At 67.3% G+C, this 19,597-nt stretch carries 15 protein-coding genes; 14 read left to right on the top strand and 1 reads right to left on the bottom strand.

Going from position 1 to position 19,597, the window contains the following annotated elements:
* Positions 1-54: 54 nt before the first annotated feature.
* Together AAHS21_RS03120 and AAHS21_RS03115 are read left to right on the top strand one after the other, a co-directional pair.
* Positions 55-636 carry a VOC family protein gene (locus tag AAHS21_RS03120; protein ID WP_342926230.1) on the top strand — a complete coding sequence of 194 codons (582 nt, stop codon included), beginning with the start codon at positions 55-57 and terminating at the stop codon, positions 634-636.
* 34 nt (positions 637-670) lie between these two features.
* On the top strand, positions 671-1,219 hold the full coding sequence (locus tag AAHS21_RS03115) for a hypothetical protein (RefSeq protein ID WP_342926229.1): 549 nt from the start codon (positions 671-673) through the stop codon (positions 1,217-1,219).
* On the opposite strand, the gene AAHS21_RS03110 is transcribed toward AAHS21_RS03115, so the two are convergent.
* Positions 1,152-1,847: a TetR/AcrR family transcriptional regulator gene (locus tag AAHS21_RS03110; RefSeq protein ID WP_342926228.1), complete on the bottom strand. Its 696-nt coding sequence runs from the start codon at positions 1,845-1,847 to the stop codon at positions 1,152-1,154. The two genes, AAHS21_RS03115 and AAHS21_RS03110, sit on opposite strands and share 68 nt — an antisense overlap.
* An 81-nt stretch (positions 1,848-1,928) precedes the next feature.
* Here AAHS21_RS03110 and AAHS21_RS03105 point away from each other — a divergent pair, with 81 nt between their 5' ends.
* The 12 genes from AAHS21_RS03105 (at position 1,929) to AAHS21_RS03050 (ending at position 19,588) form a co-directional block, all read left to right on the top strand.
* A complete protein-coding gene (locus AAHS21_RS03105) occupies positions 1,929-2,837 on the top strand; it encodes an oxygenase MpaB family protein (protein ID WP_342926227.1) in 909 nt (302 codons plus the stop codon).
* A 163-nt stretch (positions 2,838-3,000) separates the two neighbouring features.
* A complete protein-coding gene (locus tag AAHS21_RS03100) occupies positions 3,001-4,602 on the top strand; it encodes a PPE family protein (protein ID WP_342926226.1) in 1,602 nt (533 codons plus the stop codon).
* Between the two features lie 176 nt (positions 4,603-4,778).
* Positions 4,779-6,374: a PPE family protein gene (locus AAHS21_RS03095; protein WP_342926225.1), complete on the top strand. Its 1,596-nt coding sequence runs from the start codon at positions 4,779-4,781 to the stop codon at positions 6,372-6,374.
* Between the two features lie 130 nt (positions 6,375-6,504).
* Positions 6,505-7,410 carry a class I SAM-dependent methyltransferase gene (locus tag AAHS21_RS03090; RefSeq protein ID WP_342926224.1) on the top strand — a complete coding sequence of 302 codons (906 nt, stop codon included), beginning with the start codon at positions 6,505-6,507 and terminating at the stop codon, positions 7,408-7,410.
* Between the two features lie 209 nt (positions 7,411-7,619).
* The gene (locus AAHS21_RS03085) at positions 7,620-9,119 is read left to right on the top strand and encodes a PPE family protein (protein ID WP_342926223.1); all 1,500 of its coding nucleotides are present in this window, start codon (positions 7,620-7,622) and stop codon (positions 9,117-9,119) included.
* A gap of 536 nt (positions 9,120-9,655) precedes the next feature.
* Entirely contained in the window at positions 9,656-11,509 is a 1,854-nt protein-coding gene (gene eccA / locus AAHS21_RS03080) for a type VII secretion AAA-ATPase EccA (protein ID WP_342926222.1), read from the top strand.
* Entirely contained in the window at positions 11,506-13,107 is a 1,602-nt protein-coding gene (eccB, locus tag AAHS21_RS03075; RefSeq protein ID WP_342926221.1) for a type VII secretion protein EccB, read from the top strand. Before eccA ends, eccB begins: the two co-directional genes overlap by 4 nt.
* The gene (eccCa, locus tag AAHS21_RS03070; RefSeq protein WP_342926220.1) at positions 13,104-17,093 is read left to right on the top strand and encodes a type VII secretion protein EccCa; all 3,990 of its coding nucleotides are present in this window, start codon (positions 13,104-13,106) and stop codon (positions 17,091-17,093) included. The genes eccB and eccCa overlap by 4 nt, the downstream gene beginning before the upstream one ends.
* A 46-nt stretch (positions 17,094-17,139) precedes the next feature.
* Positions 17,140-17,439 carry a PE family protein gene (locus tag AAHS21_RS03065; protein WP_342926219.1) on the top strand — a complete coding sequence of 100 codons (300 nt, stop codon included), beginning with the start codon at positions 17,140-17,142 and terminating at the stop codon, positions 17,437-17,439.
* 2 nt (positions 17,440-17,441) lie between these two features.
* Positions 17,442-18,917: a PPE family protein gene (locus AAHS21_RS03060; protein WP_342926218.1), complete on the top strand. Its 1,476-nt coding sequence runs from the start codon at positions 17,442-17,444 to the stop codon at positions 18,915-18,917.
* A gap of 54 nt (positions 18,918-18,971) precedes the next feature.
* The gene (locus tag AAHS21_RS03055; RefSeq protein ID WP_342926217.1) at positions 18,972-19,265 is read left to right on the top strand and encodes a WXG100 family type VII secretion target; all 294 of its coding nucleotides are present in this window, start codon (positions 18,972-18,974) and stop codon (positions 19,263-19,265) included.
* 32 nt (positions 19,266-19,297) lie between these two features.
* Complete coding sequence (locus tag AAHS21_RS03050) at positions 19,298-19,588, top strand: WXG100 family type VII secretion target (protein WP_025736523.1); 291 nt, start codon at positions 19,298-19,300, stop codon at positions 19,586-19,588.
* Positions 19,589-19,597 lie beyond the last annotated feature (9 nt).

Raw genomic sequence — 19,597 nt, 5'->3', positions numbered from 1 at the left:
TCAGTTCCACTGATTGGCCAGGCCCAACGCGCTTGAATCTAGGGGAGCCGCAACATGATCAAGCCCGACAACCCCAACACCGAATTCGAACTCGGCGGAATCAATCATGTTGCGCTGGTGTGTTCGGACATGGCTCGCACGGTGCACTTCTACAGCAACATCCTCGGCATGCCGCTGATCAAGTCGCTCGATCTACCGGGCGGCGCCGGCCAGCACTTCTTCTTCGATGCCGGCAACGGCGACTGTGTCGCGTTCTTCTGGTTCGCCGACGCACCCGACCGCGTCCCGGGCGTCTCCTCGCCCGGCGCGATTCCGGGTATCGGCGACATCACCAGCGCGGTCAGCACGATGAACCATCTCGCCTTTCACGTCCCGGCCGAGAAGTTCGACGCCTACCGGCAGCAGCTCAAGGACAAGGGCGTACGGGTCGGTCCGATACTCAACCACGACGAGAGTGAGATGCAGGTTTCGGCGACACTGCATCCCGGCGTCTACGTGCGCTCGTTCTACTTCCAGGACCCTGACGGGATCACGCTTGAGTTCGCTTGCTGGGTCAAGGAATTCGGCGCGAGCGACGCCCAGGCCGTGCCCAAGACGGCGGCCGACCGGCGGCCCCGAGAGCACGCCGTAACCTGAACGGTAAAACCGTTGCCGAGCCGGGGGGTCGATGATGACGGACGGCGTGTTGACCGACGAGCAGATCGCGGCGCTGACACCCGCACAGCGGCGAGACTTGATCACGCGGCTGGAGGCACCGCTGTCGGAGGTGATCGACCCGGAAGTGATCGCCCGGATCAGACGTCTGCGGTTGGGCCTGATGATCGGTGGCTCGATCGCGATGATTCCCTGGCTGGCTTACCTCGCGCTGACCCTGCCGGATAGTTACGTCGCGCACAACTGGGTACTGACCTGGGTGGGCTTCGACATCCTGTTGGTCGGATTCATGGTGGCGACAGCGGTATTCGGTTACTTCCGCCGCCAAGTGTTGCTGTTCGCGGCCTTCACTTCCGGCGTGCTGTTGATCTGCGACGCATGGTTCGACCTGATGACCGCCGGGCCCGACGACATCTGGCTGTCGGTCGTGACCGCACTGGGCATCGAGGTGCCGCTGGCGATTTTCATGATCCGCGGCGCCCAGCGCATCATGCGGCTCACGATGTTGCGTCTGTGGCTCCTGGATCCCGGGATGCGGCTGTGGCAGGTGCCGCTGTTTCCGTGACGCCGTACAGCCGCGGATGGGCGAGTTCACCGAGCAGCACGGCCAGCTGATCGACGAGTTGACCGGGGTCTAGTACCACGTCGCCGACCAGCCAGGCGCTGATCATCTGCCCGACGCCGCCCACCGCGAAGTGTGCGCCCGCTTTCATGCTGTCGTTTGCCGGAATCCGCAGCATGTCGCCACCGTGCTGGCCCAGCAGCATGGCGAACAGCGCCGTGGATTCGGCGCGTTTGCGCACGATCACCGCATCGGCGAGCTGGGTGCTGAACAGCAGCCGACCGACCCGGGGATCCTCGGCGATGGTCCGCACGATGTTGGCCATGCCGGCGCGGGACTGTTCGGGTATCGGCACCGCCGCGACCGCGGCCTGGGTGGTGGCGGCCAGGCCGGCGATCACGGAGTCGAACACCGCGCTGACGAATGCGTCTCTGTCGCTGAAGCTTTCGTAGAAGTAGCGGGGAGTCAGGCCGGCGCGGCTGCAGACCGCGCGAACGGTCAACGCCGAGGCATCGTGGCGGTCGGCGCCTAGCAAGTCCAGGCCGGCGGCCAACAGCCGGCCCCGCCGCTGCGCCAGTCGCCGCGCGGCCTCGACGCCGCGGTAAGGGCGCTCACTGGGGGCCTGGTCCATGAGCACCATCTTGACACCGGTCCGGTGCGCCGACAATATCAGGAAACAAGCGTTGTCACATTTAGCGTACGGAGCGTCCGGATGGCGATTCACGAGACGGTTCAGCAGCTCATTCCGCACGTCGAGCGCCCGATGTCCGACCCGCCGCGGCCGCAGTCGAGGCGACGCAGCCGGCTGGTCCCCGACGACTACGCCCTGATGGGCGTGGCGCTGCTGGCCGGTCCGGCCAACGTGATCATGGAGCTCTCGATTCCCGGCGTCGGCCACGGCGTGGCGGAAAGCCGCGTCGAGAGCGGCCGCATCGACCGTCATCCGATCAAGCGGGCCCGCACCACTTTTACCTACATCGCGGTAGCCAATGCCGGGACCGACGAGCAGAAGAACGCCTACCGGCGCGCGGTCAATCGTTCGCACGCGCAGGTGTACTCCAGACCCGGCGACCCGGTGCAGTACAACGCATTCGATCCGGAATTGCAGCTGTGGGTGGCGGCGTGCATCTACAAGGGCGGCATCGACATCTATCGCACCTTCATCGGCGAGATGTCCGAGCAGGACGCCGAACGGCTTTACCGCGACAGCAGGTCGCTGGGCACCACCTTGCAGGTGCCGCCGCAGATGTGGCCGGCGGACCGCGCGGCGTTCGACAAGTACTGGCAGGAGTCGCTGGAAAAGGTGCACATCGACGACGCCGTCCGCGAGTTTCTTTATCCGATCGCCGTGTCTCGGGTGCGCGGCGTGCGCCTGCCGCGGCGGGTGCGCGAACCGCTGGAGAACTTCAATCTGCTGATCACCACCGGCTTTCTGCCGCAACGGTTCCGCGACGAAATGCGGTTGCCGTGGGATGCCGACAAGCAGCGGCGTTTCGACCGGCTGATGTCGGTCCTGGCGGTGGTGAACCGGATGCTGCCCCGGGTCGTCCGGGAGTTTCCGTTCAACCTGATGCTCTGGGACCTGGACCGCCGGATCCGGACGGGTCGCCCGTTGGTCTAACCGCAGGGCGGCCGCGCCGCCGTATCAGGCTCTGTTGATAACGACAATCATTTTCATTACGCTCTTGGCAACCTCATATCTGTCCAGCCCGAGGAGTTGCCCTGATGCCCACTGGCGATGTCGTGTCAGATTCGTCGTATCTGGTTGTCGGCGGCGGCTTACCATGACGGCGCCGATGTGGATGGCTGCGCCACCGGAGGTGCACTCGGCCTTGTTGAGTAGTGGTCCGGGGCCGGCGTCTTTGTTCGCTGCGGCGGCGGCGTGGAGTTCGTTGAGTGTGGAATATGGCTCGGCCGCAGCCGAACTCAGCGAGGTTCTGGCATCGACGCACGCCGGGGTGTGGCAGGGGCCCAGTGCCGAGTGTTATGTGGCCGCGCACGGCCCGTATTTGGCGTGGTTGACGCAGGCCAGCGCGGACAGTGCCGCGGCGGCCACAGCGCATGAGACGGCGGGCACGGCCTATGCGGCAGCGCTGGCGGCGATGCCGACGCTGCCGGAGTTGGCCACTAACCATGTGGTCCATGGTGCTTTGATGGCGACGAATTTCTTTGGCATCAATACGATTCCGATCGCGGTCAACGAGGCCGACTACGCGCGGATGTGGGTCCAGGCCGCCACCACGATGACGACCTATGAAGCCGTCTCGACCGCGGCCGTGGCGGCCACACCGCAAACCGACCCGGCGCCGCGGATCATGCACGCCGACGTCGCAGTCGCCCAGGACGACAGCGGGGGTGACGACGAGGAGTTCCCCGACCCCACGGTCGACAACCCGTTCAATCAGTTCCTTGTCCAGATTCTGCGGTGGTTCGGCATCGATTGGAATCCCGGCCAAGCGACTGTCAACGGCATTCCGTACGACGAATACACCAACCCGGGCCAGCTGATCTTCTGGGTAGTTCGCGCGCTGGAACTGCTGGAGGATTTTGAGCAGTTCGGCCAGTACCTGCAGACAAATCCGGCTTTGGCTTTTCAGTACATCGCCTTCCTCGAGTCGGTCGACTGGCCTACCCACATTGCTGAGATCGCCAGCTGGCTGTCGAGCACGCCGCAATTGCTACTCGTTCCGGTCATTGCAGCGGTTGCGCCGCTCGGGGCCGTCGGTGGGCTCGCCGGCTTGGCCGGATTGGCCGGGATCCCTCAGCCGGCCGTCGTGCCGGCGCCACCCGCGCCGCCGCCGCCCGGACTGGTGCCGGCGCTCGGTTCGACCCCGATCGCCGCGCCGACTGCGGTCCCGGCCTCGGCTGCCGCGCCCGCGCCGACTGCCACGGCGACTACCGCGATTAGTCCGGCGCCGCCCGCGCCGCCGGCTCCGTCGGGGCCGGGTTTTGTGCCGCCTTATTTCGTCGCGCCGCCAGGCGTCGGGGCGGGTTCGGCAATGAGCGCAGCCGCCGCGGCAGCCGCGAAAAGGAAGTCGCCGGAGCCCAATTCGGTAGCTGCCGTCGCCGCGGCGGCAGCTCGAGAGGCGGCCCGGTCGCGGCGGGGACAAAGGTCGCGGCGGCGCGGCTACGGCAACGAGTACATGGAAATGAACGTCGACGTCGACCCGGACTGGGAGGAGCCGGCGACGACGGCGTCAGATCGGGGCGCGGAAAACCTGGGTTTCGCGGGCACCGTGCGCAAGCAAAGCCCCGGTGCTGCGGGGTTGGCCACGCTGGCCGGTGACGAATTCGGCGGTGGCCCAAAGCTGCCGATGGTGCCGGGCACGTGGGATCCAGGAAATGGTGGCGCGGCAGAAAATGAAGGGCCACAAGACGATAGGTAATCTCACGGCCAACACCAGCGGCAATGGCGATGACCGTATCGGCGGGGTGGTGCGCTTCGGCTGAGCCCACAGTTGATAACGACAATCGTTTTCAGTAGGCTCCTCGGCAACTTTCCAGTCCCTCTCAGCCGAGGAGTTGTGGTGATGTCGTATCTGGTTGTCGGCGGCGGCTTAGCATGACGGCGCCGATGTGGATGGCCGCACCGCCAGAGGTCCACTCCGTGTTGCTGAGCAGCGGCCCGGGGCCCGCATCTTTGTTCGCTGCTGCCGCCGCGTGGAGTTCGATGAGCGCCGAATATGGCTCGGCCGCAGCCGAACTCAGCGAGGTTCTGGCATCGACGCACGCCGGGGTGTGGCAGGGGCCCAGTGCCGAGTGTTATGTGGCCGCGCACGGCCCGTATTTGGCGTGGTTGACGCAGGCCAGCGCGGACAGTGCCGCGGCGGCCACAGCGCATGAGACGGCGGGCACGGCCTATGCGGCAGCGCTGGCGGCGATGCCGACCGTGGGCGAGCTGGCCGCCAATCATGTGGTCCATGGTGCTTTGATGGCGACGAATTTCTTTGGCATCAATACGATTCTGATCGCGGTCAACGAGGCCGACTACGCGCGGATGTGGGTGCAGGCCGCCGCCACGATGACGACCTACCAGGCCGTCTCGACCGCGGCGGTGGCGGCCACGCCGCAGACCGACCCGGCACCGCAGATCCTGCGATCCGAGGCCGCCGCCCAGCACGACCACGACCACGAGGAGGGTGACGACCACGAGGGTCACGACCACGGTTTCGACAGCCCGCTCAATCAGTTCCTCGCCCAGATCCTGCGGCTGTTCGGACTCGATTGGGATCCCCTCGAGGGGACGCTGAACGGAGTGCCCTTCGACGACTACACGAACCCGGGCGACATCCTCTGGTGGGTGGTTCGAGCCCTCGAGCTTTTCAGCGATTTCCAGCGGTTCGGCACGCTGTTGCAGGAAAACCCCGCCGCGGCTTTCCAATTCATCACCGACCTGGTGCTGCTGGACTGGCCGACGCACCTGGCCCAGCTCGGCAGCTGGTTGCCGGCGCAGCCGCAACTGTTCTTGGTCCCGATGCTGATCGCCGCGGCTCCCTTCGGCGCCTTGGCCGGATTCGCGGGTCTGGCCGGGCTGCTGCCCGCTCCGGCGCCCGCGGCGGCCCCGGCCCCAGCCGTCGCACCTGTGCCCGACTTGCCGGCGGCGCTCGCAACGACGCCCATCGCCGCCCCGGCCGTCCCCGCGACCCCACCGGCACCCGCACCGGCGCCCACGGCGAGTGTGGTCGGCGGCGTGGCGCCGCCCGCGCCACCGGCTGTCGCCGGGCCCGGCTTCGCGCCCCCGTACTTCGTCGCGCCACCCGGCATCGGCTTCGGTTCCGGGATGAGCGGTGCCGCGGTCGCCGATGCGAAAAGGAAAGCGCCAGAACCGGATTCGGCGACCGCAGCCGCCGCGGCGACCGGCCGCGAGCAGGCCCGGGCGCGGCGCCGGGGACGGGTGCGCCAGCGCGGCCACGGCGACGAGTTCATGCAGATGAACGTCGACGTCGACCCGGACTGGGGTGGGCCGGCGGTGTCGGAGGCGTCGGGCCGCGGCGCCGGGAATCTCGGGTTCGCCGGCACGGCGCGTAAGGCAACCGCCGAGGCCGCGGGACTGACCACTCTGGCCGCCGGCGACTTCGGCGACGGGCCCCGGATGCCGATGCTGCCGCGCAGCTGGGACGCGGAGGTCAGTGAAGTGCCGCACGACAGCGGCGACTAGCGGCGCGATGTTGGCCATCTGCCGCGACTTCACCGCGTCGTCGACAGTTGGAAAGATGAGCCGTCGGCGCCCAATCCCGGTTGACCCCAGGGGGAAAGGTGTGTCGGCGCGGCGGCGTACTGTCGGTTGAGTGCGTAGCGAAGGTGACACCTGGGATATCACGACGAGCGTCGGATCGACGGCGCTATTCGTAGCGACCGCGCGGGCGTTGGAGGCGCAAAAGCCCAACCCGCTGGCCCTGGACCCGTATGCGGAGGTCTTCTGTCGTGCCGTCGGTGGCTCGTCCGCTGACGTCCTCGACGGCAAGGAACCCGACCACCCGCTCAAGAGCGCGGACTTCGGCGAGCACTTCGTGAACTTCCAGGCCGCTCGCACGAAGTACTTCGACGATTACTTTCTGCGGGCCGCCGACGCCGGTGCGCGCCAGATCGTCGTGCTGGCGGCCGGGCTTGACTCGCGCGCCTACCGGCTGGACTGGCCCGCCGCGACCACGATCTTCGAGCTGGATCGCCCGCAGGTCCTGGATTTCAAGCATGAGGTGCTCGCCGGCCACGGCGACCAGCCGCGCGCCGAGCGGCGGGAGATCGCCGTCGACCTGCGCGACGACTGGCCACAAGCGTTGCGGGACAGCGGCTTCGACCCCGCCAAGCCCTCGGCGTGGATCGCCGAGGGGCTGCTGATCTATTTGCCGGCCACCGCGCAGGAGCAGCTGTTCACCGGTATCGACAGCCTGGCCGGACACGGCAGCCATGTCGCCGTGGAGGATGGCGCACCGCTGCAGCCCGACGAATTCGAGGCCGCCGTCGAAGAAGAGCGCGCGGCCGGCGCCCAGGGTGAAAAGCGGCTGTTCTTCCAGTTGGTCTACAACGAGCAACACGCCCCGGCCACCGAATGGTTCGGCCAGCACGGCTGGAACGCGGTCGGCACCCCGCTGGCCGATTACCTGCGCGAGGTCGGCCGCCCGGTCCCCGGGCCGGACACCGAAGCGGGACCGATGATTGCCCGCAACACCCTGGTCAGCGCCGTTCGGGCGTGAGTTCCCCGCTGTAGTCTCGCGCGGCTTTTTCGCGGCGCCTTTCTCTGAACTTTTGATGAGTTCAAGGCGCGCGGGAACTCCTGCGCTCTGCTCGCCGACTACTAACGGGCTGATAGGTGTGCCGTCCACTGCCCGGGCGTCGCCGATTCCGGCCGGGCGAGGAGTGCTGGGATGGCGCTGTGGATGCCGTACTCGGTCGGTAGCCGAGAATGACCGCACCGATATGGATGGCATCGCCTCCCGAAGTTCATTCCAGCCTGCTGAGTAGCGGTCCGGGACCCGGTGGTTTGCTGGCCGCTAGCGGCGCGTGGGACTCGTTGAGTGCCGGCTACGCCGAGACCGCGGACGAACTCTCCGCGATCTTGGCCAATACGCAGGCCGGGGCGTGGCAGGGGCCGAGTGCCGAGGAGTATGTGGCTGCCCATGCGCCTTACCTGGCCTGGCTGACGAAAGCCAGCGCCGACAGCGCGGCGATGGCGGCCCAGCACGCGACGGCGGCAGCCGCCTACACCGCCGCGGTGGCGGCGATGCCGACGTTGCCCGAATTGGCCACCAACCACGTCGTACACGCCGCCTTGGTGGCGACCAATTTCTTTGGGATGAACACGATTCCGATCGCGGTCAACGAGGCGGACTACGCACGGATGTGGGTCCAGGCCGCCACCACGATGTCCACCTATCAAGCGGTCACCAGCATGGCGCTGGCGGCCAGCCCGCAGGCCGATCCGGCGCCGGTGATAATGCAAGCCGACGACACCGGCAGCTCCGACAGTGGGAGCAATCTTCCCTACGACGACATCATCGACAACGACGACGGCAACCCGTACCAGCTGAGTTGGTGGATAAACCGCTTCCTCGAAATATTCCAGACGTTGGACCGCGACTTAAAGTTATTCCAAACGAACCCGGCCCAGGCGTTCGCGCAGCTGTGGGCCGACATTGGGCTACTGGTCGCCGACGAGTTCACCCACGTCATCGAGGCCTTTCAGGCGTTCGCCCCCCAAATCGCGATCATCGTGGCGACCTCCAGCCTCGGATTCGCCGGAGCCTTGGCGAGCCTGGCGTCGCTCGCCGCGATCCAGCCCGAAGTAACCCCTGCCCCGGTGGTACCCGCAGCACTGCCCGATGCGCCTCGTCCGCCGGCCGTGCTGAGCGCCCCTGCTGCAGCGAGCGCCGCGGCTCCTACGCCGTCCCCAGCCCCGGCTTCGGCTCCCGCGTCCGCGCCGGCTTCGGCCCCGGCAGCCGGATCCCCGCCGCCGCCCGCCGGGATCGAGGGCGCGGCGTACCCGTACCTAGTGGGAGGCCCCGGCATTGGGTCCGGCTCGGGCATGAGCAGCGGCGCACAACGCAGAGCTCCGGAGCCCGATTCGGCGGCTGCCGCCGCCGCAGCCGCGGCAGCCGCGCGGGAAGAGAGCAAGGCGCGTCGGCGCCGGCGCGCAGCGATGAGGGGCCATCAGCCTGGCTACCGTTACGAATTCTTGGACGCCGATGATCAGGCCGGCCCGTTCGTTGATGAGCTGGTGGGAGACGGCCCCTCCGCGCCGTCCGAGCAGGGAGCGGGTGTTTTGGGGTTTGCTGGGACCGTCCGTAAGGATGCGGTGGCGGCTGCCGGATTGGCGACGCTGGAAGGCGACGGCTTCGGGAGCGGCACGTCGGTTCCGATGGTGCCCGGAACCTGGCAGGTACCCAGCGATGACGGACCGACGTGAAACGCCCGGCGCCAGAACCGAGCGCGTGCCCAACAGGGAACTTTTCCGGTCGAGCAGCCGACTATTAACTGCCTGCTCGCGGCGCCGCTAATCAGTGAAGGCGGTCGTTGCGCCCCACCCGATCGGTTAGGAGTCGCTGCTGTGACCGCGCCGGTTTGGATGGCTGCAACCCCGCGCCGGCGTTCGGCGATCAATGACCACCGCGACTCCGAGTCGGCCCCGGGCATTGCGGCCCGCCGGCTTCCAGCGTTAACGCGCGGGACGGGAGTCTCTGGGGATTTGGGGCGCCGGACACTCGGAGAAGCGCTTTGCTAATGGAAACCATTTTCAGTAAGCTCTGGCGTCGACACAGAGTGCGGCCAACGCCACAACTGGAGAGGTGGGCTGGTGATTGGGCAGAAAACCCAGTTCAAGGTCGGTATTCGGGTCGGCAGGTGCTCAGTCAGGCGGCCGCGAGAGCCTCGACACTTAGCTTATGCAATGCTAACTTCAGCAAATTAAGTTAGGGGAGACTATCTTCATGGAAAACAGCGGCCGTGGAACTCGGTGACAGCGGTGTGCTCGCAGTCCAGCCCGGCACTTCCCGGTTGGACGCCAGAGTCGACGGCGATGTCGTCAGCCGTTTTGCTACCTGCTGCCGCGCCCTCGGTATCGCGGTCTATCAGCGTCAGCGTCCGGCCGATCTGGCCGCCGCTCGCTCGGGCTTCACGGCGCTGACGCGCATCGCCCACGACCAGTGCGACGCGTGGACCGGGCTCGCGGCCGCCGGCGACGCTTCCTTCCGAGTGTTAGAGGCGGTGTCGCGCACCGTGGCCACGGCCGGCGTGCTGCAGCGGCAGGCCGATTTGGCGCCCGGTGCCCTGGGCTTCCGCTATGACAGCGGACTGTATTTACAGTTTCGCGCCACCAACCCGGACGAGTTTCACCTCGCCTTCGCCGCGGCCCTGGCAACGGCCGGCCGGTTTGCCGAAGCCGACGAGATCGTCACCGGGCTGACCGCACGCCGTCCGAGCTGGCGTGAGGCGCGGTGGATCTCCGTGGTCATCAACTACCGCGCGCAGCGATGGTCCGACGTCGTGAAGCTGCTGACCCCGATCGTCAACGACTCCGATCTCGACGGCGCCTACGCACACGCGGCCAAGATCGCGCTGGGAACCGCGCTAGCCCGGCTGGGACTGTTCGCCCCCGCGCTGTCCTACCTCGAGGAGCCGGAAGGTCCGGTCGAGGTGGCCACCGTCGATGGGACGTTGGCCAAGGCGCTCGTGCTACGTGCACACGTCGACGAAGAGTCGGCCAGCGAAGTCCTGCAGGACCTGTACGCCGCACACCCGGAGAACGAACAGGTCGAAACTGCTCTGACCGATACCAGTTTCGGGATCGTGACCACCAATGCGGCTCGCATCGAGGCCCGCACCGACCCGTGGGATCCGGAAACCGAGCCCAGCGCAGAGGATTTCGTCGACCCTGCCGCGCACGAACGCAAGTCCGTGCTGCTGCAGGAGGCCGAACGTCAGCTCACCGAGTTCATCGGTCTCGAAGAGGTGAAAAACCAGGTATCCCGGCTCAAGAGTTCGGTGGCCATGGAGCTGGTGCGTAAGCAGCGCGGCCTGCAGGTCGCACAACGCGCCCACCACCTGGTGTTCGCCGGACCGCCCGGGACCGGTAAGACCACGATTGCGCGTGTGGTTGCCAAAATCTATTGCGGCCTAGGCCTTTTGAAGAAGGAAAACATCCGCGAGGTGCACCGCGCCGACCTGATCGGTCAGCACATCGGCGAAACCGAGGCCAAGACCAACGCGATCATCGATAGCGCGCTGGACGGGGTGTTGTTCCTGGACGAGGCCTACGCCCTGGTGGCCACCGGCGCCAAGAACGACTTCGGCCTGGTTGCTATCGACACGCTGCTGGCCCGCATGGAAAACGACCGGGACCGGCTGGTGGTGATCATCGCCGGTTACCGGGCGGATCTGGACAAGTTCCTGGACACCAACGAGGGTCTGCGGTCGCGCTTCACCCGCAACATCACCTTCCCGTCGTACAACTCCCATGAGCTGGTCGAGATCGCGCGCAAGATGGCCGAACAACGCGACAGCATCTTCGAGCAGTCTGCGCTGGACCACATGGACGACCTGTTCGAGAAATTGGCGACGGCCACCACCCCCGACTCCAACGGCGTGCAGCGGCGCAGCCTCGACATCGCGGGTAACGGTCGTTTCGTCCGAAACATCGTCGAGCGCTCCGAGGAGGAGCGCGAATTCCGGTTGGACCATTCAGAACAGGCGGGAACCGGCGCGTTCACCGATGAGGAGCTGATGACGATCACCGACCGAGATGTCAGTAATTCGGTAGAGCCGCTGCTGCGCGGGCTCGGGCTCTCGGTGCCGTCATGACCAATCCCGAACCTGCGGACGAACGGCGTTCCTTCGCGTCGCGTACCCCCGTAAACGACAATCCCGACAAGGTGGTCTACCGCCGGGGATTCGTCACCCGGCATCAGGTGACGGGCTGGCGTTTCGTGATGCGCCGCATCGCCTCGGGAATCGCCTTGCACGACACCAGGATGCTGGTCGACCCGCTGCGCACCCAGTCACGCGCGGTGCTGATGGGCGCCCTGATTCTGATCACCGGCCTGGCTGGTTGCTTTGTCTTCTCGCTGATCCGGCCAAACGGCCAGGCCGGCAACAACGCGGTGCTCGCCGATCGGGACACGGCCGCACTGTACGTGCGCATCGGCGACGAACTGCACCCGGTGCTGAACCTGACCTCCGCCCGGCTGATCGCCGGCAAGCCGGTCAACCCCGCCACGGTGAAAAGCAGTGAGCTGGACCGGTTTCCGCGCGGAAACCTGATCGGCATCCCGGGAGCGCCAGAACGCATGGTGCAGAACGCATCTCATGACGCGAACTGGACGGTGTGCGACGCGGTCAGTGAGGCGGCCCAAGGATCGCACGCCGTGCACAGCACCGGCGTCACCGTGATCGCAGGCACGCCCGACAGCAGCGGTGCCCGGGCGGCCACGATCGCGCCCGCCGACGCAATCCTTGTCGAGTTCACCGGCGACAAGGGTGCTAGCACCTGGCTGCTGTGGAACGGTAAGCGCAGCCAGATCGACCTGGCCAACCACGCGGTCACCAATGCGTTGGGGCTGGGTGCCGACGTGCCGGCACCGCGGCCCATCGCGGCGGGGCTGTTCAACGCGGTCCCCGAGGCGCCTGGGCTTGCGGCGCCCGGCATCCCGAATGCCGGTGCCCCGGCGAATTACCCGGTCCCGGCGCCGATCGGGTCGGTGGTGACGTCCTACGGCGTCGACCCGGGCAACGTGCGTTACTACGCGGTGCTGCCGGATGGCCTGCAGCCGGTCTCGCCGGTGCTCGCCGCGGTCCTGCGCAACACCAATTCCTATGGCCTGGACCAACCCCCGCGGCTGGGCGCCGACGAGGTGGCCAAGCTGCCGGTGTCGCGGATGCTGGACACCACGCGCTTTCCGGATCGCCAGATCGCCCTGGTCGACGCGGCCAAGAATCCCGTCGCCTGCGCGTACTGGAGCAAGCCGGCCGGGGCCGCCAGCAGCTCGCTGAACCTGCTGGCGGGTTCCGCGCTGCCGGTACCGGAGTCGGTTCGCACCGTGAACCTGGTCGGTGGTGGCACGCAGGGGATCGCCACCCGGGTGGCCCTGGCGCCGGGCACCGGCTACTTCGCGCAGAGCGTCGGTGGCGCAGCGACGTCGCCGGGCGCCGGCTCACTGTTCTGGGTGTCGGACACCGGAGTGCGCTATGGCATCGACAACGAGGCCGAGAACTCCGGACACGGCAAAACCGTTGAGGCCCTTGGCTTAACCCCGCCCCCAGTTCCCATTCCCTGGTCGATACTGTCGCTGTTCGCGACGGGCCCGACGCTATCGCGCGCCGACGCGCTGCTTGCACACGACGGGTTGGCGCCCGATAGCAAGCCCGGACGTCCGGTGTCGGCCGAAGGAGGACCCCGATGAGCCGACTGATCTTCGAAGCCCGCCGGCGCCTGGCGCCACCGAGCACCCGCCAGGGCACCATCACCATCGAGGCGCCACCCGAATTGCCGCGGGTGATTCCGCCGTCGTTCCTGCGCCGCGCCATGCCTTACGTGCTGGTGATCCTGATCGTCGGCATGATCGTGGCGCTGGTCGCCACCGGGATGCGGGTGATTTCTCCGCAGACCCTGTTCTTCCCATTTGTGTTGTTGCTGGCCGCAACCGCGCTCTATCGCGGCAACGACAACAAGATGCGCACCGAGGAGGTCGACGCCGAACGCGCCGACTACCTACGCTACCTGTCGGTGGTTCGGGACAACATCCGCACCCAGGCCGCCCAGCAGCGTGCCGCCGCGCAGTGGTCACATCCCGAGCCGGCGGCTTTGGCAACAGTGCCCGGGTCTCGCCGCCAGTGGGAACGTGACCCGCACGACCCCGACTTCCTGGTGCTGCGGGCCGGGCGGCACCAGGTCCCCCTGGCCACCGCCGTGCGGGTCCAGGACGCCGCCGACGAAATCGATCTGGAACCTGTGTCGCACAGCGCATTACGCAGCTTGCTCGACACCCAGCGCACCGTGCGCGACGTGCCCACCGGTATCGACTTGAGCAAGGTTGCCCGGATCACCGTCCTCGGTGAACCCGACGAGGTGCGGGGGGCGTTGCGGGCCTGGGTCGCTCAGGCCGTCACCTGGCACGACCCGACCGTGCTGGGGGTCGCGCTGGCCACCCGCGATCCGGAGGACCGCCACTGGTCCTGGCTGAAGTGGTTGCCCCACATCGACATTCCCGGCGAGGTGGACGGTGTCGGCCCGGCCCGCTTCCTGTCCAGTGACCCCGATGAACTCATCGCCCTGCTGGGCCCCGCGCTGGCCGACCGGCCGGCGTTCACCGGTGAGCCGGCCGACGCGTTGCGGCACCTGCTGATCATCATCGACGACCCGGACTACGACGTGAACGCCTCGGCGCTGGCACTCGGACGGGCCGGCGTGACCGTGGTGCACCGCACCACGACATCGCCTCACCGCGAACAGTATTCGGATCCGGAAAAGCCGATTCTGCGTGTCGTCGGGGGCGACGGCCGGGTCATCGAGCGCTGGCAAACCGGCGGCTGGGCGCCTTTCATCGACAACGCCGACACGCTCGGCGCCGACGAGGCCGCCCACCTGGCGCGTCAGCTGTCGCGCTGGGATTCCAACCCAACGCACACCGGGCTGCGCTCGGCGGCCACCCGGGGCGCCACGTTCACGACGCTGCTGGGTGTTCCGGACGCGTCGCAGCTGGATGTGCCGACGCTGTGGGGACCGCGGCGTCGTGACGACGAGTTGCGGGTGCCGATCGGTGTCACCGCGACGGGCGAACCGCTGTACTTCGACCTGAAGGACGAAGCCGAGGGCGGGATGGGTCCACACGGTCTGATGATCGGTATGACCGGTTCCGGCAAGTCGCAGACCCTGATGTCAATCCTGTTGTCGCTGTTGACAACTCATTCGGCCGACCGGCTGATCGTGATCTACGCCGACTTCAAGGGTGAGGCCGGGGCCGATAGCTTCCGGGACTTCCCGCAGGTCGTCGCGGTGATCTCGAACATGGCCGAGAAGAAATCGCTGGCCGACCGGTTCGCCGACACGCTGCGCGGTGAGGTGGCACGGCGCGAGACGTTGTTGCGCGAGGCCGGCCGACGGATGCAGGGCAGCGCGTTCAACTCGGTGGTCGAATACGAGAACGCTCGGGATTCCGGCGCCCCCGGCGCCGAAGACCTGCCGCCGATCCCGACCCTGTTCGTGGTCGCCGACGAGTTCACGCTGATGCTGGCCGACTACCCGGAGTACGCGGAACTGTTCGACTACGTGGCGCGCAAGGGCCGCTCGTTCCGCATCCACATTCTGTTCGCGTCCCAGACGCTGGATGTCGGCAAGATCAAGGACATCGACAAGAACACCTCGTATCGCATCGGTTTGAAGGTGGCCAGTCCCAGCGTCTCTCGCCAGATCATCGGCGTGGACGACGCCTATCACATCGAATCGGGTAAGGAACACAAGGGCGTGGGCTTCTTGGTGCCCGCCCCCGGTGCCGCCCCTATCAAGTTCCGCAGCACCTACGTCGACGGTATCTACGAGCCGCCGCGGACCGCGAAAACTCTTGTGGTGCAGTCTGTTCCACAACCCAAACTGTTCACGGCCGGACGGGTCGAGCCCGACCAGGGCACGGTGATCACCGGAGCCGACCAAGACGAGTTCGCCGGTCCGCCGCGCAAGTTGATCGCGACCATCGGCGAGCAGCTGGCGCGCTACGGGCCCCGGGCACCGCAGCTCTGGTTGCCGCCGCTGGACGAGCCGATCCCGCTGACCACGGTGCTGGCGAACGCCGCATTGCCGGAACGGCAATGGCGCTGGCCGCTCGGTGAGATCGACAAGCCGTTCGAGATGCGCCGCGACCCGCTGATCTTCGACGCCACGTCGGCGTCGGGCAACATGGTGATTCACGGCGGCGCAAAGTCCGGTAAATCATCTGCGCTGCAGACGTTTATGCTGTCCGCGGCCAGTTTGCATTCGCCGCACGACGTCACGTTCTACTGCCTGGACTACGGCGGTGGTCAGCTGCGTGCTCTGCAAGACCTGGCGCACGTCGGCAGTGTGGCCTCCCCGTTGGAGCCCGAGCGCATTCGTCGCACCTTCGGTGAGCTCGAGCAGCTGCTGATTTCCCGGCAGCACCGTGAGGCGTTCCGTGACAAGCACGGTTCGACCCACGACGATGGTTTCGGTGAGGTGTTCCTGGTCATCGACAACCTCTACGCCTTCGCCCGGGACAACACCGACCAGTTCAACACGCGTAACCCGTTGCTGGCCAAGGTAACTGAGCTGGTCAACGTCGGCCTTGCGTACGGCATCCACGTGATCATCACCACCCCGAGTTGGCTGGAGGTGCCGTTGGCGATGCGGGATGGCCTCGGGCTGCGTCTCGAGCTCAAGCTGCACGACGCGCGGGACAGCAATGTGCGGGTGGTCGGGGCGCTACGCCGCCCGGCTGAGGCCGTGCCGGCCGACCAGCCGGGTCGCGGGTTGACCATGGCCGCCGAGCACTTCCTGTTCGCGGCCCCGCAACCGGACCAGGTGGCCGCGATCAACGCCCGCTACCCGGGCATGGCGGCACCGCCGGTTCGGCTGCTGCCGACCAATCTGGCACCGGATGCTCTCGGTCCGCTGTATCGCGGACCGGAACAGGTCGTCATCGGCCAGCGCGAAGAGGACCTGGCGCCGGTCGTGCTCGACTTCGCGGAGAATCCGCTGCTGATGGTGTTCGGCGACAGCAAGTCGGGCAAGACCACCTTGTTGCGCCACATCATCCGCACCATCCGCGAGCACTCCACGGCGGATCAGGTGGCGTTCACGGTGCTGGATCGGCGGCTGCACCTCGTCGAGGAGCCGCTGTTCGCCGACAACGAGTACACCGCCAACATCGACCGGATCATCCCGGCGATGCTGGGCCTGTCCAACATCATCGGATCGCGCCGTCCGCCGGCCGGCTTGTCGGCAGCGGAGTTGGCGCGGTGGAGCTACGAGGGCCACACCCACTACCTGATCATCGATGACGTCGACCAGATTCCGGACGCGCCGGCGATGAGTGGCCCGTACATCGGACAGCGGCCGTGGGCCAGCCTCATTCCGGAGCTGAGCCAGGCTGCCGATCTGGGGCTGAGGGTGATCGTGACGGCGCGGGCCACCGGCTCGGGGCATGCCCTGATGACCAGCCCGCTGCTGCGCCGATTCAACGACTTGCAGGCAACCACGCTGATGCTGGCGGGCAACCCGCAGGACAGCGGGAAGATCCGCGGTCAACGATTTGGCCGGTTGCCTGCCGGACGGGCAATTCTGTTGGGAGACACCGAAAGCCCGACGTATGTGCAGTTGGTCAACCCGTTGGTTGGCGAGTCTGTTGTAGGGGGAGCCGACGAAGGTTTCGCCCGCTGATGGTGACTAGTGAAGCAGCAACCGAAGGACCATAGAAGGAGGGGTTATGACGTTGCGAGTTGTTCCTGAAGGCCTGGCGGCGACGAGTGCGGCGGTGGAGGCACTGACGGCGCGGTTGGCGAGTGCGCATGCCGCGGCCGCTCCGGCGATTACCGCAGTGGTGCCACCCGCGGCGGATCCGGTGTCGCTGACGACGGCTGCGGGATTCAGCGCCCAGGGCCAGCTGCACTCCGTGGTGGCCGCCGAGGGTGTCGAGGAGCTGGGCCGCGCCGGCGTTGGCGTCGGCGAGGGCGGGGCGAGTTACCTCGCGGGTGACACCGCCGCGGCCGTCACGTACGGCGTCTGACAATGACCGCGCCTATCTGGATGGCGTCTCCGCCGGAGGTGCATTCGGCGTTGCTGACCGCTGGACCGGGACCGGGGCCGCTGTTGGCGGCCGCCGGTGCCTGGACCTCGCTCAGTACCGAATATGCCGACGCGGCAGCCGAACTCAGTGGGCTCTTGGGGGAAGTACAGGCGGGGTCGTGGGAAGGGCCGACCGCCGAGCAGTACGCGGCCGCGCACATCCCGTATCTGGCGTGGCTGATGCAGGCCAGCGCCGACAGCGCGGGGGTGGCCGCCCAGCACGAAGTCGCGGCGGCGGCCTACACCGGCGCCTTGTCGGCCATGCCGACGCTGGGGGAGCTGGCCGCCAACCACATGATCCACGGTGTGCTGGTGGGGACGAATTTCTTTGGGATCAATACGATTCCGATCGCGGTCAACGAGGCCGACTACGCACGGATGTGGGTCCAGGCCGCCACCACGATGAGCACTTACCAGGTGGTGTCGGACGCGGCACTGGCCGGCGCGCCGCTGACGGACCCCGCTCCCAACGTGCTGCGTCCCGGTGCTGAGACCAACAACTTCTCGACGCTGGCCCAGCAGAGCGACTCGGATTCCGGGAACTGGTGGGAGAACCTGCTGCGGCAACTGCAGCAGTTCTTCCAGAACCTGAACGACATGATCCAGCAGTTCATGCAGAATTTGGGGCCGTTCCTGGTGGCAAACGGGCCGCTGCTGTTCTTCCTGGCCTATCAGCTGGTCACCAACCTGCTCGGCTGGCCCACCTGGGGCGCGATTCTGACCGCACCCTTGCTGATCCCACTGGTCATCGGCATCGGCGCCTACCTCTACTTGCAGAACCCGCAGGACCTGCCCGAGGTTCCGGGTGCGGTCGCGGTCCCGCCGGTGCTGCCCGCCCAGAGTTCATCCATGCCGCCGGTGGCAGCCATGGCCCCGCCGGGCGCGACGCCCGCGTCGGCTCCCGCGTCTGCACCGGGCGCGGCCGCCACCGCGGCGACCGCACCGGCGCCCGCTCCGGTCGCCGGAACTTTCGGTTACCTGGTGGCCATGGGTGGCGATCCGGAAACCGGCTTCGGCCCCACCCTGGGTGGCCGCGGCGGAATGAAGGCACCGGCCGCGACCATCCCCGCGGCCGCTGCAGCGGTTCCGGGCCGCGCGGCAGCGGCGCGACGACGCCGGCGGGCCGCGATGCGCGATCACGGTGACGAATTCCTCGACATGAACGTCGACGTCGATCCCGACTGGGGTGGCGCCGAGGAACTCGCGGCCGCAATGGCTTCGGGCAGTGGGGCCGGGCGGCTGGGGTTTGCCGGAACCGCACGCAAAGACGCGGATCTGCGGGCGTCGGGACTGACCGAGCTGGCCGGCGACGAGTACGGCAGCGGCCCGCGGATGCCCATGGTGCCGGGAACCTGGGACCGCGACGGCGCGGGCCCGGATGAGCCCGATCAAGCGGGGGGAGGGGGCTCCGAAAGTTAGCAGTAGCGCAGTCAACAGCCGAAATCGTATGGGACAGAAGAGAAAGGAAATGTCATGAGTCTTCTGGATGCTCACATTCCACAGTTGGTGGCCTCGCAGTCGGCGTTCAGCGCCAAGGCCGCCCTGATGCGCAGCACGATCAACGGGGCCGAGCAGGAAGCGATGGCCGCCCAGGCATTCCACCAGGGTGAGGCGTCGGCTGCTTTTCAGGCCGCGCACGCCCGGTTCGTGGAGATGGCCGCACGGGTCAACACCCTGCTGGACATCGCCCAAGCCAACCTCGGTGACGCCGCGGGCACCTATGTGGCCGCCGACGCCGCCGCCGCGTCCGGCTACACCTCGTTCTGAGCTGACCCCTACTAACCGCGAAAGGACTTGAGATGTCGCAGATCATGTACAACTACCCGGCGATGCTGAGCCACGCCGCCGACATGTCGGGCTACGCCGGCACGATGCAGGGCCTCGGTGCCGACATCGCCACCGAGCAGGCCGCGCTGCAGAACGCCTGGCAGGGTGACACCGGTATGACCTACCAGGTTTGGCAGGCTCAGTGGAACCAGGCCATGGAGGCGTTGGTGCGCTCTTACCAGGCGATGGCCAGCACGCACGAAAACAACACCCTGGCCATGTTCGCCCGCGACACGGCCGAAGCCGCCAAGTGGGGCGGTTAGTCCCGCATC

It is taken from the genome of Mycobacterium sp. 050272 (assembly GCF_039023525.1).
Classification (GTDB): Bacteria; Actinomycetota; Actinomycetes; order Mycobacteriales; family Mycobacteriaceae; genus Mycobacterium.
The sequence above is the reverse complement of the archived record's forward strand: the minus strand, read 5'-3'. Positions and strand labels throughout refer to the sequence as shown.